This is a genomic window from Nocardia sp. CDC159 (genome assembly GCF_023740735.1).
Taxonomy (GTDB): domain Bacteria; phylum Actinomycetota; class Actinomycetes; order Mycobacteriales; family Mycobacteriaceae; genus Nocardia; species Nocardia pulmonis.
In genome coordinates this window covers 1-18,522 of record NZ_JAMRXH010000001.1, presented here as the reverse complement: position 1 = coordinate 18,522, position 18,522 = coordinate 1, and the positions used below count along the sequence as shown (strand labels likewise).

Sequence of the window (18,522 nt, the reverse complement as noted above, 5' to 3'; positions counted from 1 at the left end):
CGACAGCGGGCCCTGTCCAACCGTGACGTGTCCGAGCCCGACCAACGAACCTCGAAACTGCGGCAACCGAGTGGCTACTGTGGCCTACTCTAGTAGCTGTTTGATTGCTGAATTTGTGAGATCGACGGTACTTCGGCAAGCCGACAGACGGAGCGGATGATGACGACGGACCATGTCGATTTCTCGCTACTCGAGGTTCCCCTCGCCGGGGACATCGACCCCGACGAATACCTACGCACCGCGATGCACTGGCACTTCGGCGAGGACACCGGCTCTCCGTACTGGCTGGAACGGGCCAGAACACTCGGCTTCGATCCGCGGGCCGACGTCGAGACCTTCGACGACCTGACCCTGTTCCCCAACATCGTCGACGAGCTACGCGCCGTCCCCGTCGAGGACCTCGTTCCCCGCGGGTACGGACCGGGCGGCCCCAGACCGCTGACGTTCGAAAGTGGCGGCACCACCGGTCTGCCCAAACGAGTGATCTTCCCGCCCGGTTGGCTGGAATACCTGCACGACCGAAACCAGCGGTACTGCGAGGCCCACGGCCTGCCCACCCACCGGAACCGGCTGGCGGTGCTTCCCAGCGGACCGCACTTCGCCGGAGCCCTGGTGAAAACGGCCGCCGAACTCGACAACACCACCACGTTCACCATCGACCTCGACCCCCGATGGGTCAAAAAGCTGATGGCCCAGGGCCAGACCGAGCAGGTACAGCAATACGTCCAGCACGTCGTGGACCAAGCCGTGCAGATTCTGCGGACACAGCACGTCGGCATCCTCGTCATCACCCCGCCCCTGCTGCGGGCGCTGGCGTCCCGACCCGACGCCGTCGAACTCGTCACCGCCAAGATCGCCATCATCTGGTGGGGCGGAGCACATATGACCGTCGACGACCGCTACCTCTACAACACCGTCGTCTTCCCTGGCATCCCGCTGGTCGGCATGTACAGCAGCACGATGATCCTCGGGGACACCGCACTACAGCGCCCGGCGGCGGGACCGGACGAGGAGGCCGTCTTCGACACCGACTCGCCGATCACCACGTTCCGGGTCATCGATCCGGCCACCGGGCAGCCGACCCCGTTCGGCGCGCGCGGGCAAGTGGTCATGAACCATGTCAGCAAGGCCATGTTCCTGCCCAACAACCTCGAACGAGACACCGCGATCCGAGTCCCGGCACCCGCCGGGCAGGTGGGGGATTCGGTCGCCGGTCCCAAGCCCGTAGAGTTCTTCGGCACCGAGCGCGTCATCGAAGGTGTCTACTGAGGGCGCGGTGTCCACTTTCGACCATATTTCGTCGTGGGACAACCTGGAGTCCGAGGATTCGGGTCAACAGAATTGACGTAAGCACTCCAGTGAATCAGTGGCTATTCATCAGTAGAACCCCTGTTCCGCATCCGGCCGCAGGCCGGGAAGGAGATGGTCATGTCCTCGGTTGCGATTGTGGGCGCCGGTGTCATCGGGTTGTCCTGGGCTCGGCTGTTCGATCGATGCGGCTGGTCGGTGACGGTCAGCGATCCGCGCGAGGATCTCGCCGAGCTGGTGGGCGCGCAGTTCCCGGCCGGCTCGGTCGCGGCCACCAATGACCTCGAAAGTGCGGTCTCCGGAGTGGATTTCGTGCAGGAGAACGCCCCGGAGCGACTGGCGGTGAAGCGGTCGATCTTCGCGACGCTCGCCACGGCCGCCCCGCCCACGGCCATTCTCGCGTCGTCGAGTTCGTCGCTGCTGCCCTCGGTCATCGCCGAGGGCAACCCGGCCGCGGACCGCATCGTGATCGGCCATCCGTTCAACCCGCCGGAAATACTGCCACTGGTCGAAATAGTGCCGGGCTCGCAAACCAGTAGCGACACCGTTGAGCGGGCCACGGAAATTTACCGCTCGCTGGGCCGGACGCCGGTGGCGCTGCGTAAGGAAATCCGCGGATTCATCGGGAATCGGCTGCAAAAGGCGCTCAAGGAACAGGCGGTCTATCTGGTACAGCAGGGCTACGCGACGGTGGCCGATATCGACGCGGTGATGACCAATTCCCTCGGGCCGCGCTGGGCGGTCACCGGCCCGTTCGCGGCCCAGAATCTGGGCGGCGGGCCCGACGGCCCCCGCCATCTGTACGAGAACGTCGGCGCGGCAATGCAATTCGAGCTCGGCGAACCGGATCTCTCGCCCGCGGCCATGGAGCCCGTCTTCGAGCAGATCGAACACACCTACGGCACCGGCGCGGACGCGTATCGCCGCAATGTCGCCGCCCGCGACGTCGCGCTGCGCGCGGTCCTGCAGGCCCAGCACGCCAAGGAGGAAGCATGATCACCCACCCCGATCCCACCCTCACCGACCGGCTCCGCAGCGCCACCACCCAGCGCGCCACCACCGACGACTACGACCTGTACAAGGAACTGGCCCGCGTTCTGGACGGCCTGGGACTCGAGCCCGGCGACTGCGGCGGCAGCATCGAATTCACCGGAGCCGATCCGGTGGTCCCCGGAGCCACCCGGGTCGCGGCCGCCACGGCACTGACGCTGGTGGCCAAATCCATTGCGGTGGCGAAGCTCTGGCGGATGCGCGGCGGTGCCGGACAGGACATCTCGATGGATCTGCGGGTCGCGCCGCACCGGTTGTGCCCGTTCTACGAGAAGAAGTGGGAGCTGCTCAACGGCTATCCGCTGACCGATCCCGCGAGCGCGACGAGCGCCTTCTTCTCCGACCGGTTCTACCGCACCGCCGACGACCGGTTCGTCCAACCGCTCGAGCCCTATCCGGGACTGCGCCGCGACACCTGCCGTCTGCTCGGCACCGGCGAGGACCCGGCCGATGTCGCGCGCGCGATCGCCCGCTGGAAGGGAACCGACCTCGAGCAGGCCGGTGCGGACTACGGCGTGGTCATGGGCATGGTGCGCGGCGTGGACGAGATACTGCGCACCCGCCAGTACACCTCGGTGCTCGCGGGCATGCCGCTGGTGGAGATCGAGAAGATCGGCGACAGCGACCCGGAGCCGTTGCCGCCCAACGCGATCAGCCCGCTGGCGGGCATCCGGGTGCTCGGTCGAGGTCATATCATCGCGGGCGCGGGCTGCGGGCGTGCGCTGTCGCTGCACGGGGCCGACGTGCTCAACATCTGGAATCCCTACGAGTACGAGATCCCGAAGCTGTACATGACCTCCAACCTAGGGGTCCGCTCGGCCATGCTCGACCTGCACACCGGCGAGGATCACCGCCGCATGCTCGAGCTGCTGGCCGGGGCGGACGTGTTCTACGCCAACCGCCGCCCCGGCTCGCTCGAACGCGCCGGAATCGGCCCCGAGCAGGCCGCGGCCGTGCGCCCCGGCATCATCCACGCCACGGTGAACCTGCACGGCCGCACCGGACCCTGGGCCGGGCGGGTCGGTTTCGATCAGACCGCCGGTTGTGTCGCGGGCATCATGGCCGCCGAGGGCGACGGTGAGGTACCCGCGCTGCCCGGCGTCCCGGTGGTCAACGACTACATCACCGCGTGGCTGCTGGCGACCGGCGTGCTGCGAGCACTGATGCTGCGTGCGCAGGTCGGTGGCTCGTATCGGGTCTCGGTGTCGCTGACCCGGGTGGCGCTGTGGGTGGCCAGCCTCGGTTTCCTCGATCCGGCGTATTCCGCCGAGGTCGCCGGGAAGGCACCGGGACACGAATACCTGCCCCCGGAGATCATCCAGGCCGACACCCCGCTGGGGCTCTACACCGGTATCGCCGAACAGGTCCGGATGTCGCAGACCCCGGGCGCCTACCCCTTCGTCTACGTCCCGCGCGGATCCGGGCGACCGGAGTGGCTCGACGCGAGCCCGCGCAGCGAAGGAGTTCGGTCATGAAGGCACTCGTGGTGCTCAATATCGTCAAGGGTTGGCTGCAGGCCGTATCGCTGGACGGAGCGCGGGTGTGGACGCTGGTCGACACGCTCGACCAGTCCCCCGACGGCGTCGTCGTCGATCAGCGCCGCGGCCACATCTACTGGACCAATATGGGCGCACCGGACCCGGGCAGCGACGACGACCACACCTTCTACACCCGCAACGGCTCGATCGAGCGCGTCGACCTCGACGGCGCGAATCGCCGAACCATCGTCCCCGCAGGCGCTTTCACCACCGGCAAGCAGCTCACCGCCGATTTCGCGGCGGGCAAGCTGTACTGGTGCGACCGGGAGGGCATGCGCGTACTGCGCTGCGATCTGGACGGCAGCCACCTGGAGGAGGTCGTGGTGGCCGCGCGCGGCGAGGACGCCGCCCGCGATCCGCGCAACCACTGCGTCGGCGTGGCGCTGGATCCGAGCCGCCGCATGGTCTATTGGTCGCAGAAGGGCGCACCCAAATCGGGTCAGGGCCGAATCTTCCGCGCTCCCATCGACATTCCCCCCGGCCGCGACGCCACCAGCCGTGACGATGTCGAACTGCTGTGGGATCACCTGCCCGAACCCATCGATCTGCATTTCGATCCGGCCGGATTCCTGGCGTGGACCGACCGCGGCGCCGAACCCGACGGCAACACCCTCAACCGGGCCACCGTCGACCCGGAACCGGCCGCGCCGCAGATCCTTTCGCGCGGCTACGCCGAGGCGATCGGACTGGCCGTTGACGATGGCACCTACTACGTGAGCGACCTCGGCGGCGCGATCCGCCGCGTCGACCCGGTCGCCGGAACCGACACCGAACTCGTCCGCCTCGACCCCGCCCTCACCGGCCTGGCCCTGGCCGAGCTCCCAGGGAAGGGACACTGATCATGCCGACCGCCATCGACCTCGGCGGGCCCGCCACCGGACCGCTGCGGGGCATCAAGGTGATCGATCTGTCCACCGTGGTCATGGCTCCCATGGCGGGCCAGATCCTCGGTGATTTCGGCGCCGAGGTGATCCGTCGAGACCCCGCACGACACCGCCCGCAACTCACCCGCCGGACTGAGCCGCCACCCCGGCATGGGCCCACTGTCCCTGCAGGTCAATCGCAACAAGCGCAGCGTCGCGCTGAACCTCGAGGACGCCGCCGATCGCGCCGCGTTCCTGGATATGCTGGCCGGCGCAGACGTCCTGCTGACCAACATGCGCGGCGGCGCGCTCGAACGGCTCGGCATCGCCTACGACCAACTGGCCCAACAGTTTCCGCGCCTGATCTACGCGCACGGGCAGGGCTTCGCCTCCGATTCCACCCAGGCCGACCGGCCTGGTCGACCTGCAGCGGCGCGCGTCCGGGATCACCCAGTACATGCCCACCCTCATCGCCGACAAGTTCGCCGGGCTGTACCTGCTGTCGTCGCTGCTGGCGGCCCGCATTTTGGTCGAGGCGGGCCCGGGCGGCGCGCAGGTGTTGCGGCCCGACCGCCGAGCCGAGGTGCGGCCCGGTCGGCCGGACCGGCCGTGCGATCCGTCAGCGGTGCGAGCGGCGGAACTCGCTCGGGGTGCGGTGGGCGTGGCGGGCGAAGAATTTGACGAAGTTGGTTGCCTCGCTGAATCCCAGCCGGTCGGCCACGGCGTGCACCGGCAGGTCGGTGTAGGCCAATAACCGCTGGGCCTCCAGCACCAGACGTGCCTCGATCAACTGCTTGGCCGTGTAACCGCTGGCCCGCAGGCAGATTCGATTGAGCGTGCGGGCCGAAATGCCCAGCCGCCGGGCATATTCCGAGGCCATGTGCTCGGTGCGGAAGGTGCGGGTGAGTTCGCGCCGGAAGGCGAGATAGTGGGCGTCGAGCAGGGGTGTCTCGGTGCGAGTGTCGGCCGAGAGCAGGACGATCCGCAACAGCAGCGCCGCCATCAGCAGCCGCAGCAGCTCGACCCGGGGGCCGCGCTCACCCGCGATGCGGTATTCGCGCTCCAGTTCCCGGAACGAATGTTCGATGATGTCGCGGTCCTCGCCGGTCAACCGCCAGGTCAGGGTGCCGTAGATATCGTCGACCACCGAGGTGTCCGGCAGCGGGAACCGGGCCGGGAACGCCGCGGAGAACGAGATGGCGATCGCGTCCAGTGTCGCCCCGGCGGTGGCCGACAGCTGCCGGACCTGCCCCGGCCGGGCCAGCAGCAGTGTTCCCGGCACGAGCTCGTGGTCGACGAAGTCGATCATGAGGCTGCCGCGTCCCGCCGCGACGAACACCAGCAGATGCAGATTGAGCCTGCGCACCTGGTCGTCCCCGGTGAAACCGGACACCGTCGACACCCGGAACGACCCCCCGCTGTCCGCGGTGGGAGCGGGATCCCAATCCTCGAGGACCGGCTGTCCGTTCTCGATCATCGGCGGACGGCTTCGGTAACCGACGGCATATTCATGACGCTACCGCCGCCGTTCGATTCCCGGTCGCGGCCCGCCGGGACGACGACAATGACGGTGGTGCGCAAATCCGACGGGTAGGTTTTTGCCGGAATGCCGAAGCCAAAAGAGTCGTCCGAGCCGCGCCCGTTGCTATCGTGATGTGTCGCACCTTGTTCCGCCACGTCCGATCCCTACACGCAGCCGGAGGCCGAGGCAATGAGGCTCCACACATCGATCCACCGGCGGATGGGCTTCATTGCCGCCGCGCTCGCCATGGGAATCGGAATCAGCATCGCGGCACCCGAGCCCAGTTACGCGGACCTGCCCCCGCTCCCGCTTCCCGATCTCATCTGCCAGGCGGGCACCCAGGCCGAATTCGGTGTCGTCGACAACGCGGTCACCGGAATTTATATCGGCGCCTACCGCAACTGCACCTCTCCGAACGGTAAATATCCGCAATACGTCTCCTGGGTCATCACCGTCAACCCGATCAACGTCAACGGCTGCCCCCAGACCCGCTTCTTCGGCTCGGGAACGACGACCTGGGTCAACCGCGACACGATGACCACCGAACCGGGCACGGTGGATTTCGACGTCGACCTCTCCAGCCTCGCCACGATCAAAATAGCGCTGAAGGTAACCAGCGGCCCGCTCACCGGCAACACCATCTCGGCCCTGGTGGTCCCCTCGTCGACCGACCTGCTCCTGCCCTGCCCCAACGGCGGTTTCGGAATCAGACGCCTGAATTTCGACGGCCAGGGCGTGTTCCGCTCATAGCCAACTCGGCCAGCCGGTCCACCGATGAGCATGGGAGTCGTTCGGCCCAGCCGACTCGCCAAACAGGCTGTCCTACTGGGCATCCTGGGCCTCTCAGCGATCATGGCCGTCGCATCCATGCCGATGGCGCGGCCCGCGCCGAGTTCCGATGCCCTCGCCCGCACCTCGTCCGGCATGGTCCGGGGCACCGTGGCCGGGACCGTGTCGAGGTTTCAGGGAATTCCCTATGCGGCACCGCCATTGGGCCCGCTGCGGTGGCAATCGCCGCGGCCCGTAGGCGAATGGGCCGGTGTGCGTCCGGCGACGGCATCCGGGCCCAGGTGCGCGCAGGAAGACCCGGGCAAGCCGGGTACGCTGCTGGCCGGGTCGAGCGAGGACTGTCTCTATCTCGATGTGACGACGCCGCGTGGCGGCGGCGGTCGGCCGGTCATGGTGTGGATTCACGGTGGCGGTAATACCGCCGGAAGCGGTGCCGACTACGACCCGGCCAGGATGGCCACTCGTGGCGATGTGGTGGTCGTGACGATCAATTACCGCCTGGGCGTCTTCGGCTTCTTCGGCCATCCGGGCCTCGCCGACTCGGGCACGTTCGCCCTGCGGGACCAACAGGCCGCGCTGCGCTGGGTCCGCACCAATGCGGCGGCGTTCGGGGGCGACCCGCACAACATCACGGTGTTCGGCGAATCGGCCGGGGGCGTGGACATCTGCGCGCAGCTGACCTCCCCAGGATCGGCGGGATTGTTCGACCGCGCCATCCTGCAAAGCGGCTCCTGCCTCACCCGGGTGCCGACCTTCGCCGGGCTGGACGGCACCGTGCACATGAGCACCGACGACTTCTGGGTCCCGGTATCGGAGGACGAGGCCGCCGGAGCGACGCTCGCCGCCGCGCTCCAGTGCACCAGCCCGGACACGATCGGCTGCATGCGCGGTAAGAGCCCCAGCGACGTGGTCGGCGCCCGGTGGCAGACCAACGCCGGGTTCGGACCCGCCTACCACACCGCGGCGTTACCGCTGGACCCGGCACTGGCCTCGAGTCGAGGCCAGTTTCACCGTGTCCCGGTACTGTCCGGCTACACCCGCGACGAAGCCCGCCTGACCACCATGCTCACCGAACTGCTGGCCGGACAGCCGTTCACGCCGGACAGCTACCACACCGTCCTGCGCGCCACGTTCGGCTCCCGCACTGCCGACGCGATCGCACACCAATACCCCGTCCCCGACAACGGTGACGCGGGCCTGGCCGTCGCCACCATGGACACCGATCGGGTCTTCGCCTGCCCGCAACTCACCACCATCCGCGCGCTGGCCACCCAAACACCCACCTACGGTTACGAATTCGCCGACCCCGACGCACCGACCTTCATCCCCTACTACAGCGCACGCCCGGCAGGTGCGGCCCATACCTCCGAACTGGCCTACCTCTTCGACCTCCGCAACGGCGGCCCCTACCGCGGATCCGAACCCGCCGAACTCACCCCGGCACAACGAGCACTCGGCAACGCCATGATCGACATCTGGACCGGATTCGCGCGCACCGGACGCGCCCCCTGGGTCACTTACCCGACCGTGCAATCCCTTGCCCCCCAGGGCAATAGCCCGGCCGACGCCTGGACAACCCATCGCTGCGACTTCTGGTCCACCCAGCAGCACGGCAACTGACCCGAAACCCGAACCGCCGCCGCGCATTTCAAGCTCCGCCTAAAGTCTCGTTAGATCGGACGACATTGTTGCGGGTAGGTCACGATTCGGCATATAGTCGGTGCCGCAAACCCGGTGAAACTCGAGGCAACTCCTGTTGTCGTTTTCTTGAAAGGGATCATGCGCTTTTCCCGGCTTCCGTTCGTCTCCCATTCGCGGCCGCTGCCTCGGTTCGAAGAGGTAGATCCGAATAAGATCAGGATCTGGAAGAAACTAGCATTGGCCGCGGCCGCAGCAACAGCCTTGTGCGCGGCCCTGCCGTATTCTGTAGCGAGCGCGCACGGCTACGTCGAATCGCGAGAGAGCCGCGCTGTTCAGTGCGCGAAGGGTCTGCTCCCTTGCGGTTCGATCAAATATGAGCCGCAAAGTGTCGAAGGACCCAAGGGGTTGAAGAATTGCCATGCCAACATTCCGCAGTTCGCCGATCTGAGCGATGACAGCAAGCCGTGGAAGGTGCACAAGGTCGGGCAGATGGTGAACTTCACCTGGAAGTACACGGCCAGGCATCGGACGCAGAACTGGCAGTACTTCATCGGGGACACCAAGGTCGGGGAGTTCGACGGCTGGAATCAGATGCCCGACGAGAAAACAACCCACCATCTGCACCTTTCCGGATTCCAGGGTAAGCAGAAGATGCTCGCCGTCTGGAACATCGGCGATACCGCCAACGCCTTCTATCAGTGCATCGACTTGGATATCGACCGGTCGCATCCGGACGACCCGATGAACCCGAACGATCCGAAGCCGAGCGACCCGAAGCCGACCCAGAAGCCCGACACCCCACGACCGGACAACCCGAAGCCCTCCGCCAACCCACAGCCGAGCAACCCGAAGCCCGACACTCCATCCGCCTCTCCCACGGCGTGGAAGGTCGGGGCGAGCTACAAGGTCGGCGATGTGGTCACCCACGAAGGCAAGCGGTGGAAATGCCTTCAGGCGCATACCGCCTGGGCATCGAACTGGACGCCGCCCGCGACACCGGCCCTGTGGCAACGAGCCTGAGCGGCATCGGCGGTCCGGATTCGAGCGGCCGTCATCGCAGGCCCGCGAGGAATCGGGCGAGTTGTTGACCGCTGGGGTCCGGCCCGCCGTCGTTCTGAATCGCGGCGGCGGCGATGGTGTCGACGTGGTTGTACCCGGGCAGCGTCACCACATGCGCGGTGGGCGGCGGCGGGAAGGCCACGCCGACGCCGAACTGGACGACGCTGTCCCCGGCCCAGGCAATGAAATTCGGTTTGTTCCGGCTGGTGCCGTGATAGCGCAATCCCGACCAGGCGCCGCTGCGAGCCCCGGCGTATCCGGCGCCGATGTCGGTGACCACGCGCAGCGGGAAGTAGGTCTCCCATCCCGCTCCCGGTGATCCGGAACCCAATTGGGTTGCGATATCACGGATATCGGCGACCTCATGGTCGGGCGAGGTGAACCGGACGCCGCGGACGTCGTCGTAATCGCGCCAGGTGTAGAGGGCGCCGCGGTCGGCCGGGGCGACCCGCTGCTGCGGCCCGGCGGTGAACCGCAGGTAGTTGCCGAGTATCGGGATCTGGGTGAGCTCACCGGGATTCGGGAACGTCTTCGGCCGTACCGCCCCGCCCGACAGCGCACCCACCCCTTCCTGAAGCAGCGCGAAATTGGTGGAGTTGTTGTCGATGAGCACACCCAGCAACGCGGTATTGGTGAACCGGAAATCCCGCACCGAGCCGGACCCGTCACCGCCATTGGTGAGGAACGAGGCCCAACTCGGAGCGGTCAGATAGTTCAGCGTCGCGTCGATGTCGAGATCATGGGGCAGATGGGCCAGCAGTCGGCTCTCGCCGTCGGGATCGAGATGGGCCGCGAGCCCCGCCAGCCGCATGATCATCAGTGCCCTGGTGCCCAGAATTGGTGTGGGGCCCAGGATTCGGGGCGTCAGCCCGGCGCGCAGGGCGGTCTCGACCACCGAGGCGGTCGTCCCGACGACGGCGTCGGCGATGCCGCGCAGCAGCGGGCTGTTCTGGATCGCGGCCGGGTCGGAGGAGATCATCGAATCCTGCGCGGCGAAGGCCGCGCACTGGTCCGAGCCCGGCCGTCCGTCGAAGTCCCAATCGGCGAAGAAGCCGGTCACCAGGCCACCGAGCGAGATGCCGGTGCATACGAACTTGCGTTGGCGCGCCGCCGCATCCGGAATCTCGTGCACCATGATCTCGTACTCGTCGCGCACGACGCGCTCGAGCCCCATGAAATCGAGAACGGGCAGATCCGCGGACGATTTGAATCCGGGAAAACGCTGCCCGCCAATCGGTTTGCCGTTGAAGTAGTAGTCGACCGCGTCAAGATAATCACCGGTCTCGAGCGCATAGTCGAATCCGGTGTTCTCGTCCAGGCACGAACTGCGTCGCGCCAACGCCCAGAACTCGATCCGCTGCCCCAACGATCGCGCGGAACGAACCGTATTGAACGCCACGCTGTCCGAACCCACCGCACCGGCCAACATCCCGGGCTGCTGGATCACCACCCGATCGGCCTCGGCCGATACCTCGGGACCATCGGCGAGCCGATACCGCCGAAACCCAACCCGATCACAGGCCGCCGGATGCGCGGGCGCCCCGGCCGGCAACGGAAGCGACAGGCTCACATACGAACTGACAATCCCATCCCGGCTGGACAGCACCCGCTCCCGCCGATCCCCCGCCGCACTCCCCGCCCCAGGCTCCGCCTTCGCTACACCCGCACATGTCGTCGACACAACGAGCGCGACCAGAAACCCCACCCAACCACGCACCCACGTACCCATACCCCCGCGACCCCCGACCAAGCCGACCCGAACCACCATGACCGGCACGCTGCCAGCCCAAACAAGATCAGCACAGGTGGAATACAACGAAGAACCGACCATACGGTATACAAATGGCACAATGAGCCACGGCACCGACTCGTCGTGCCGAGACCCAGGACATCAGAAGTACGGGGTTGGCGAGACAGCCCAACTACGGTGAGGTTATTACAGGCCCACTGAGACGACCGGCCTCTCGCCCCTGTAGTGTCCTGGAGGTTTGCTTCATGAACACCGCACGATTCTCTGGCACCGCGCTCGCCGTTTCCGCGCTCGTCGGCGCCGCAACCCTGCTCACCGCACCGACTGTCTCGGCCTACATCACCGCCGTCACCCCCACCCCGGGAATCGGCCTCGGCGGAGCCTCGTACGGCACCGGATGCACCTACAAGGTCACCATCACCGGCGCCCCCGGCGACCGCGTCTGGATGGAGGACCTCGTCTTCGTCAACGGCCAATACGACCACAACGCAGGCCCCACCGTATTCGGACCCGTACGCGAAATCGAGGGCCAGCCCGGAAAATTCACCGTCGACTGGACTCCCAACGCCATCGGTGACCACTGGGTGAGCGCCGGACACAACCCGGCGACCCGCGAGGGAGCCTCGGTCAAGGTCACCGTAACCAGAGGAATCAACCTGGGCAGCAGCTGCATCGCTGTACCCTGACGCATCCCGCGGCCGGTCCCGCTACCGCAGGACCGGTCACAACTCGCGGAGCCCACGTTACGGAGTTGAGATCCCGAGATTCGGTAACACCGAGCGGACGCTGCCCGACAAAACGGGCATGACACTGAAATGCGTTCCCCCACAACGGTTCTCAGCACGTGCCGGAGCGGTCGTCGCGACGATCGCAGCCGCGCTGGTCGGATTCGCCGGACCCGCCGCCGCGGGCCCCACCGACCCCGTCGTCCAGTTCACGCCGACCTTCACGCGGGTCCCGGGTAACTGTGCCGCGATCATCAACGCCGAGACCGTGCCTCAGCCACGCTCCGGAGAGCTCGGCGTTCGGGTGAGGATTACCCAGTTCGGGCAGGGGTGCAGGGCCTATGAGCTGGGGGTGCTCTGGCGCAACCTCGATACCGGATACAGTAGCGGGCAGGTGCAAGGCGTCCACGGGACCGTTGTCAGCGGCGCGCCCGACGGCGTGATCACCGGAATCGGCATGGCGCCGCGAGCCGGCAGGGTGGAAGCGCGGATCGTGACCTATTCCAAGTACTACCCGCAGCCCCAGGAGCTCGAGCACGTCTCGGGTCGCGCGACGTTCACGCTCAGCTGAGCCCACCGCCACAGGGCCGTTGCCCTGCACGATCCGTCGAGCACGGTGTCGGTGGATAGCTCACGAGATGTGGCCACTGCCATTCGTTGTTTCTGCCGCGGCGGTGATGGCCAGTGGCGGCAATGCGGGACCGGCCGGGGCGGTCTGGTAGATCATGTGCAGCGTGGGGGTCGGTAGTGATTGGGGGATGTCGGAGCGGTCCAGCATGATCTCCAGGTAGCAGCCGCTGTCGTGTCCGGCTGCCGTGGCCAGTGCGGTGTCGAGTTCACCGAGGGTCGTGACCCGGGCGGTGTACCAGTCCTTGCAGCCGAGGGCTTCGGGGAGTTGGTGGTAGTTCCAGGGTGTGAGGACGTCGTAGACGTGGCCCTGCTGCTCGTTCAAAATTTCCTCGATGCCGTACATCGCGTTGTTGAGCACGATGATCACCGGTTTGACGCCATAGCGGCCCATGGTGCCGATTTCGTTGGCAGTGAGCTGATGGGCGCCGTCTCCGGTCACCAGGACCGTGCGGCGGGACGAGTCGGCCAGGGCGGCCCCGAACGCGGCGGGCGTGGCCCATCCGATCGATCCCCACAGGGTCTGGTTGTGGAAGACGGCGCCCTCGGGCAGGCGGAGGCGTGCCATGTGCGCCAGGCACAGTCCGGTTTCGGCGATCACGACGTCGTCGTCGCGCAGGAATTCGGCCAGCCGTGGGTAGAGCGTGGCCGAGGAGACCCGATCCGCGGTGGCACCGGGAACCGGCAGCGCCGCAGGAGGATTGGGCCGAGGGGTGCGGGTTTCGGGCAACGCCGTGGTGAGCTGTTCCAGAACGTCGGCCAGGTATATCCCGCCGAAAATGGTGTGGCCGATCTGGACGTAGTCGGGCCACACCGTGATCATCCGGGCGGGGTCGAGCGCGTCGGTCCACAGACCGGTATTGGAGTCGACGAAAGCGACGCCGCCGAGGTTCAGGATCACCTCGGCGCCCTCCACGGCCTTCTTCACGTCCGGTTCGGAGCCGTCCCCGGCGTACATGCCGAGAAAGTGGGGGTTCGTCTCCGAGATTTGAGCCTTGTCCATCGGGGTGGTGGCATAGGCGAGGCCGGAGGCATCGAGAAACCGAATCAGCTGCCGCGCAAGGCCGAAGCGTCCGATCGTGTAGGCGGGCAGCACGACCGTGGCCTTCGACGCGGTCACGCGTTCGGTGATGGCGGCGATCGCCGCGTCCAGCGATGCGGAATCGCTGTGCGGGCGGGGTACTTCGGCCAGCGGCACACCCGCAACCGGTGTACCGATGATCGGAAGCAACGCCTCGTCCGCCGCGATCGTGAGGTACGCGGGCCGCCGCTGCGCCAAAGCCTCGATGATCACCCGCTCCATCTCCGCGATCGCATTGCGCGCGGTGAGATGGGCGCTGACACAGGCCGAGGCCGCCGACAGGCATTCGAACTGCCGGAACATCCCGTCGCCCAGCGAATGGTGTGTCACCGCCCGGGCGCGCTGCAGCTTGCTGCTCGGTTGCCCGACCAGGTGGAAGATCGGCAGTCGTTCGGCGTAGGAGCCCATGACACCGTTGAGCGCACTCAACTCCCCCACCGCGTACGTCGTGCACAGGATCGCCGCTCCCCGGATACGCGCATAGCCGTCTGCCGCGTAGGCGGCGTTGAGCTCGTTGGCAGCCCCGACCCACGTGACCCGATCGCTGGCTTCGATGGCGTTGTCCAGGCCGAACACATAATCACCGGGCACCCCGAAGACATGCTCGATGCCCAGGTCGGCCAGCCGCGCCACCACGTACTCCGCCACGGTCGGCGGAGTGCTGTCCTCCCCGAAAAACCTGGTGCCACCGTGGAATTTGTCGACAGCGACAGCCGCCGCTACCCCACTGGCAGCGGCGACGGCACCCGCGGCCAACACAGCCCGTCTCGGCAGGCCCCGCTTGGCCCCCTCCCCGCCGGTCCCCTCGGGGGCGGTGGCGGATCCCCGGTCATCGGTGTCCGGCGGCTCGCTCGGCATCAGTGACGGCCTCCTTCGCTGGACATCGAGCCCTGCACACAGTGAGGCTAATTATCAGCTACCGACACTGAATATGGTGGATCCACGCTGCGGACACGATCAGCCGCAGATCGGGGCCCGGTGCCACCAGGCCGCCAGGATGTCGTCGGCCGAGTGCTCGCCTGCGGTCATGCCGATCACGAATCTGGAGCGGGCCGGATCGTCGGGGAACGTCGTCCACAGCTCGCCGCGGTTCGGATCGGAGTTCTCCGTGAGTTCGAGCCGGGCCCCGGAGGGTAGTAGCACTATCATCGGGTCCCCGGGGCAGCCGGAATGGGCAGCCGGGTGGGCGGCGCGGCTGTTGTCGTCCCTGGTTTCGGACCGGTCGGCGAGTTCGGCCAACGACGCATCGATCCAGCGTTTCGCGTCGTCGCCCCGACCCTCGGTACGGCCGGAGTATTCCTGATCACGGCCCTCGTCATCGCCGATTTCCATCTCCTGGTCGGAGGTTCCCACGCGGTAGCCACAACCCTGCTCACCGTCGTCGTGGCCACCTTCATCCTCTGCACCACCATCGCCCGATCGCACCGGACACCGTAATGCCAGCACGGCCTGCCGACGGGTGGCGCGGATTGCCAGCGGCACAGCAGGATCCCGCATTCGCTACTCCGACACGGGTGGAGTGGGGCCGTTCGAAGACCGCAGGGTCGGCAGCGCTGCCGGGCGGCGGGCCGCGGACAGATGAACCAACTTCCCCATATCTCTCAGCAAACCCCAGGCGTCACAACGAAAAAGGTGAATTCTCGGTGTGCTGGCAATAGCCATGTAAGCCGCGCTTGACTACCGAGCCGGATTTCTGTGGGTGTTTTTAGCTGGCACTTAACTGAAAAGATCTTCGACGACACCGCGCACGGCCTCGCCCTATGCTTCCATCCGAAATCAAGCTGCGAGTCGTATCCAAGGGCAGGCGTGCGAATGCTAGGCAAACCCTCGGGATCACCTGATCCCAAGCGGCATCTGTGGGTTTTGGGTTTCATCGCACCGGCGATCGCGTTGCTGCCCTCCCAGCTGGTGTTGCGAACGGGCTCTCCGGTCTTCTGGTGGAGTGGTCTGATCATCGTGTTCGTCGTCATCCCGGTGTTGGATTGGGTGGTCGGGGAGGACGGCAGCAACCTGCGGGAGGAGGATTACTCGCTGCTGGCGAGCGACCGGTACTACCGTTGGTGCTCTTATCTGTTCCTGCCGGTCCAGCTGATCGGCCTGGTCGTCGCGTGCGCCATGTGGTCCGGTCACGAGCTGAGCGTGGTGGACAAGCTGGGTCTGGCGGCGACGGTGGGCTTCCTGTGCTTCATCAGTATCAATGCCGCTCACGAGTTGGGGCATCGTGTCGAGAGCCTGGAGCGGTGGCTGTCGAAAATCGCCCTGGCACAGTCGGGTTACGGCCACTTCACGGTGGAACACAATCGCGGACATCATGTATGGGTAGCCACACCCGGCGATCATTCGAGCGCGTATTACGGTGAATCGCTCTGGGAGTTCCTGCCACGCTATCTGGTCAGCGCCTTCCGCTCCGCGATCGAGCTGGAACGGGTGCGGCTACGCCGAAAAGGTCAGGGATGGTGGAGTATTCATAACCAGATCCTGCAGGCATGGTCGATGACCGCAGTGCTGTTCGGCGGACTGCTCGCCGTCTTCGGCTGGGGCATTTTGCCTTATCTGTTACTGCAGGCAGTGCTGGGCATGGCGTTGCTGAAGACGATCGGCTATATCGAGCACTACGGACTGCTGCGCGAGCGCAAGGCCAACGGTACCTGGGCTCGCTTCTCGCCCCGGGACAGCTGGGACTGCGACTGGCTGGTCACCAACATCTTCATCTTCAACGTCCAGCGACACAGCGATCACCACATGAATCCAGGACGTCGGTATCAGACCCTGCGCAGTTCGGAAAACGCGCCACACCTTCCGGCCGGGTACATCACCATGATCCTGTGTGCGGCGATTCCGCCGCTGTGGCGACGGGTGATGGATCCGCGGGTGCTCGCACACTACGAAGGCGATATCACCAAGGCCAACCTCCATCCCCGAAAACGGGCCAAAATCCTGGCGGCCCATGGACACAGCGAACCGAATCACGCGGAATTGTCGAACCCGGTGGATCACCAGATTTCAAGCGACCTCCATTCCGATGGCGTCGGCCCCATTGGTCGTTGAACGGACAGGTGCGCCAGGCAGGCTCGGCCGAAGAGGTTTGGCACCCACCGACTCCGAAACGTGTACCGCTCGGCTGTGCGGGTAGGCGCTGAACAGGCCCTTCCACCGTGGATGGCCGGTCCTATAGGACGATTCGAGGAGACGCTCATGACCACCGCACGCGACATCATGACCCCCGGTGTCGAATGCATTCGTTCCAGCGATACCGTGCTCGAGGCGGCACGCAAGATGGCCCACCTGGACGTCGGCGCGCTGCCGATCTGCGGCGAGGACAACCAACTCAAAGGCATGCTCACCGACCGCGACATCGTCGTGAAAGTGATTGCCCAGCGCAAGGATCCGCTCGGTGTACACGCCAGCGAACTGGCCCAGGGCACGCCCGTGATGGTGCAGGCCGACGACGATGTCGCCAAGGTGTGCGAAGTGATGTCCCAGCACCAGATCCGCCGGGTCCCCGTACTGGAGAACGACCGGCTGGTCGGCATCGTCGCCCAAGCCGACGTGGCCCGCCAACTCGACAACCCGAAAGCGGGCAGCGTCGTCGAAGCCGTCTCGCAGAAGTGAGCGAGCAGCCCTTCGAGCGCGAGCGACCAGCCGGATCGGTTCTGCTGGCCGGAACGAGGGGAACCGCTTAGCTCTCCCCTCGAGAATCGCCCTGGACCTGGACCGTCGCCGGACGCAACACCCGCGGTCCGCGGTTGCACGATTCGAAGACCCTCGAGCACCCCGACATCCCGCAGGCGCTCCGCTGACTCACAGAAGCCTTCTCGCCCTCGCGGCTTCACGGCGAACAGCCGGTCCGCACCCGGGTGGACCTCGCTACACCGGCGTCGTCGTGCGCTCCCTGCCGGGAGTATATGTCTCCCAGAACGTGGCGCCGGGGATGCCCAAAATCTTCGGGTCGAACACCGGGTCCAGGCCGTCCTTCTGCTGGCGCTCGTAGTCGCGCAGGGCCTTGTACGCCGGTTGCTGCAGGATGATGATGCCGATGATGTTGAGCCAGGCCATCAATCCCACACCGATATCGCCCAGGGTCCACGCCTCGGTCGCGGTCGACACCGCGCCCACCATGACGGAGACCAGGATCAATGCCTGCAGCACGATGGTGAAGTTCGATCCGATCGTGCCGCGGATGATCGGGACCGGGATCATTAGGTACTTGCCGAGCAGGAACCGCAGGTTGGTCTCCGCCATGTAGTAGTAGGCGATGATCGTGGTGAGGCAGAAGAAGGCCAGCGATACAGCGACGAAGGTGGAGCCGACCCCGCTCCACAAGGTGTCGACTCCGACCTGGGCGAAGGCCGGTCCGACCGCGACATCCGCGGGCAGCGCCCCGCCGTCGGCCAGCACGGCCCCACTGGCGCTCTCGCCCTCGAACACCCGATAGGCGCCGGTCGACAGAATCAGGAAACCGGTCGCGGTGCAGACGAACAGAGTGTCGACATAGACCGCGAACGCTTGCACCAGGCCCTGCTTGGCCGGATGGGAGACCTCGGCGGCCGCGGCGGAATGCGGCCCGGT

17 protein-coding genes and 1 pseudogene are annotated in these 18,522 nt (G+C 66.4%); 12 read left to right on the top strand and 6 right to left on the bottom strand.

Annotated elements, in window-relative coordinates:
- Positions 1-156: 156 nt before the first annotated feature.
- The 5 genes and pseudogenes from NDR87_RS00090 (at position 157) to NDR87_RS37605 (ending at position 5,440) form a co-directional block, all read left to right on the top strand.
- Positions 157-1,269 carry a phenazine antibiotic biosynthesis protein gene (locus NDR87_RS00090; RefSeq protein WP_251941038.1) on the top strand — a complete coding sequence of 371 codons (1,113 nt, stop codon included), beginning with the start codon at positions 157-159 and terminating at the stop codon, positions 1,267-1,269.
- Positions 1,270-1,428: 159 nt separating this feature from the next.
- Positions 1,429-2,304 carry a 3-hydroxyacyl-CoA dehydrogenase NAD-binding domain-containing protein gene (locus tag NDR87_RS00085; protein WP_251909438.1) on the top strand — a complete coding sequence of 292 codons (876 nt, stop codon included), beginning with the start codon at positions 1,429-1,431 and terminating at the stop codon, positions 2,302-2,304.
- Positions 2,301-3,833 carry a CoA transferase gene (locus NDR87_RS00080; RefSeq protein ID WP_251909439.1) on the top strand — a complete coding sequence of 511 codons (1,533 nt, stop codon included), beginning with the start codon at positions 2,301-2,303 and terminating at the stop codon, positions 3,831-3,833. Before NDR87_RS00085 ends, NDR87_RS00080 begins: the two co-directional genes overlap by 4 nt.
- Positions 3,830-4,735, top strand: coding sequence for a hypothetical protein (locus tag NDR87_RS00075; protein ID WP_251909440.1), 906 nt, complete (start codon positions 3,830-3,832; stop codon positions 4,733-4,735). Before NDR87_RS00080 ends, NDR87_RS00075 begins: the two co-directional genes overlap by 4 nt.
- A gap of 2 nt (positions 4,736-4,737) precedes the next feature.
- Positions 4,738-5,440 (top strand): annotated as a pseudogene (locus NDR87_RS37605) (CoA transferase).
- On the opposite strand, the gene NDR87_RS00065 reads toward NDR87_RS37605, so the two are convergent.
- Entirely contained in the window at positions 5,379-6,236 is an 858-nt protein-coding gene (locus NDR87_RS00065; protein ID WP_251909442.1) for a helix-turn-helix domain-containing protein, read from the bottom strand. The pseudogene NDR87_RS37605 and the gene NDR87_RS00065 overlap by 62 nt on opposite strands.
- On the bottom strand, positions 6,233-6,436 hold the full coding sequence (locus NDR87_RS00060) for a hypothetical protein (protein WP_251909443.1): 204 nt from the start codon (positions 6,434-6,436) through the stop codon (positions 6,233-6,235). Before NDR87_RS00060 ends, NDR87_RS00065 begins: the two co-directional genes overlap by 4 nt.
- A 34-nt stretch (positions 6,437-6,470) precedes the next feature.
- Here NDR87_RS00060 and NDR87_RS00055 point away from each other — a divergent pair, with 34 nt between their 5' ends.
- From NDR87_RS00055 to NDR87_RS00045, 3 genes are all read left to right on the top strand, one after another.
- A complete protein-coding gene (locus NDR87_RS00055) occupies positions 6,471-7,031 on the top strand; it encodes a hypothetical protein (RefSeq protein ID WP_251909444.1) in 561 nt (186 codons plus the stop codon).
- Between the two features lie 24 nt (positions 7,032-7,055).
- Positions 7,056-8,690 (top strand): carboxylesterase/lipase family protein, encoded by a 1,635-nt coding sequence (locus NDR87_RS00050; RefSeq protein WP_251909445.1) that lies wholly within the window; start codon positions 7,056-7,058, stop codon positions 8,688-8,690.
- Between the two features lie 114 nt (positions 8,691-8,804).
- Positions 8,805-9,731, top strand: coding sequence for a carbohydrate-binding protein (locus NDR87_RS00045; RefSeq protein ID WP_251909446.1), 927 nt, complete (start codon positions 8,805-8,807; stop codon positions 9,729-9,731).
- Positions 9,732-9,762: 31 nt separating this feature from the next.
- Here the strand turns inward: NDR87_RS00045 and NDR87_RS00040 are convergent, their stop codons facing one another.
- Entirely contained in the window at positions 9,763-11,340 is a 1,578-nt protein-coding gene (locus tag NDR87_RS00040) for a hypothetical protein (RefSeq protein WP_251909447.1), read from the bottom strand.
- Between the two features lie 425 nt (positions 11,341-11,765).
- On the opposite strand from NDR87_RS00040, the gene NDR87_RS00035 reads away from it, so the two are divergent.
- Positions 11,766-12,206, top strand: a complete 441-nt coding sequence (locus tag NDR87_RS00035; protein WP_251909448.1) for a hypothetical protein — start codon at positions 11,766-11,768, stop codon at positions 12,204-12,206.
- Between the two features lie 118 nt (positions 12,207-12,324).
- Positions 12,325-12,816, top strand: coding sequence for a hypothetical protein (locus NDR87_RS00030; RefSeq protein WP_251909449.1), 492 nt, complete (start codon positions 12,325-12,327; stop codon positions 12,814-12,816).
- A 60-nt stretch (positions 12,817-12,876) separates the two neighbouring features.
- Here the strand turns inward: NDR87_RS00030 and NDR87_RS00025 are convergent, their stop codons facing one another.
- Both NDR87_RS00025 and NDR87_RS00020 read right to left on the bottom strand, forming a co-directional pair.
- Positions 12,877-14,811, bottom strand: coding sequence for an alpha-keto acid decarboxylase family protein (locus NDR87_RS00025; RefSeq protein WP_251909450.1), 1,935 nt, complete (start codon positions 14,809-14,811; stop codon positions 12,877-12,879).
- A 99-nt stretch (positions 14,812-14,910) separates the two neighbouring features.
- The gene (locus NDR87_RS00020; protein ID WP_251909451.1) at positions 14,911-15,306 is read right to left on the bottom strand and encodes a hypothetical protein; all 396 of its coding nucleotides are present in this window, start codon (positions 15,304-15,306) and stop codon (positions 14,911-14,913) included.
- A gap of 459 nt (positions 15,307-15,765) precedes the next feature.
- Between NDR87_RS00020 and NDR87_RS00015 the strand changes: the two genes are divergently transcribed.
- Both NDR87_RS00015 and NDR87_RS00010 read left to right on the top strand, forming a co-directional pair.
- Entirely contained in the window at positions 15,766-17,001 is a 1,236-nt protein-coding gene (locus tag NDR87_RS00015) for an alkane 1-monooxygenase (protein ID WP_251909452.1), read from the top strand.
- Positions 17,002-17,148: 147 nt separating this feature from the next.
- Positions 17,149-17,565 carry a CBS domain-containing protein gene (locus NDR87_RS00010; RefSeq protein ID WP_251909453.1) on the top strand — a complete coding sequence of 139 codons (417 nt, stop codon included), beginning with the start codon at positions 17,149-17,151 and terminating at the stop codon, positions 17,563-17,565.
- Positions 17,566-17,820: 255 nt separating this feature from the next.
- Here the strand turns inward: NDR87_RS00010 and NDR87_RS00005 are convergent.
- On the bottom strand, positions 17,821-18,522 hold a 702-nt coding region (locus NDR87_RS00005; protein WP_251909454.1), incomplete at its 5' end, for an alanine:cation symporter family protein.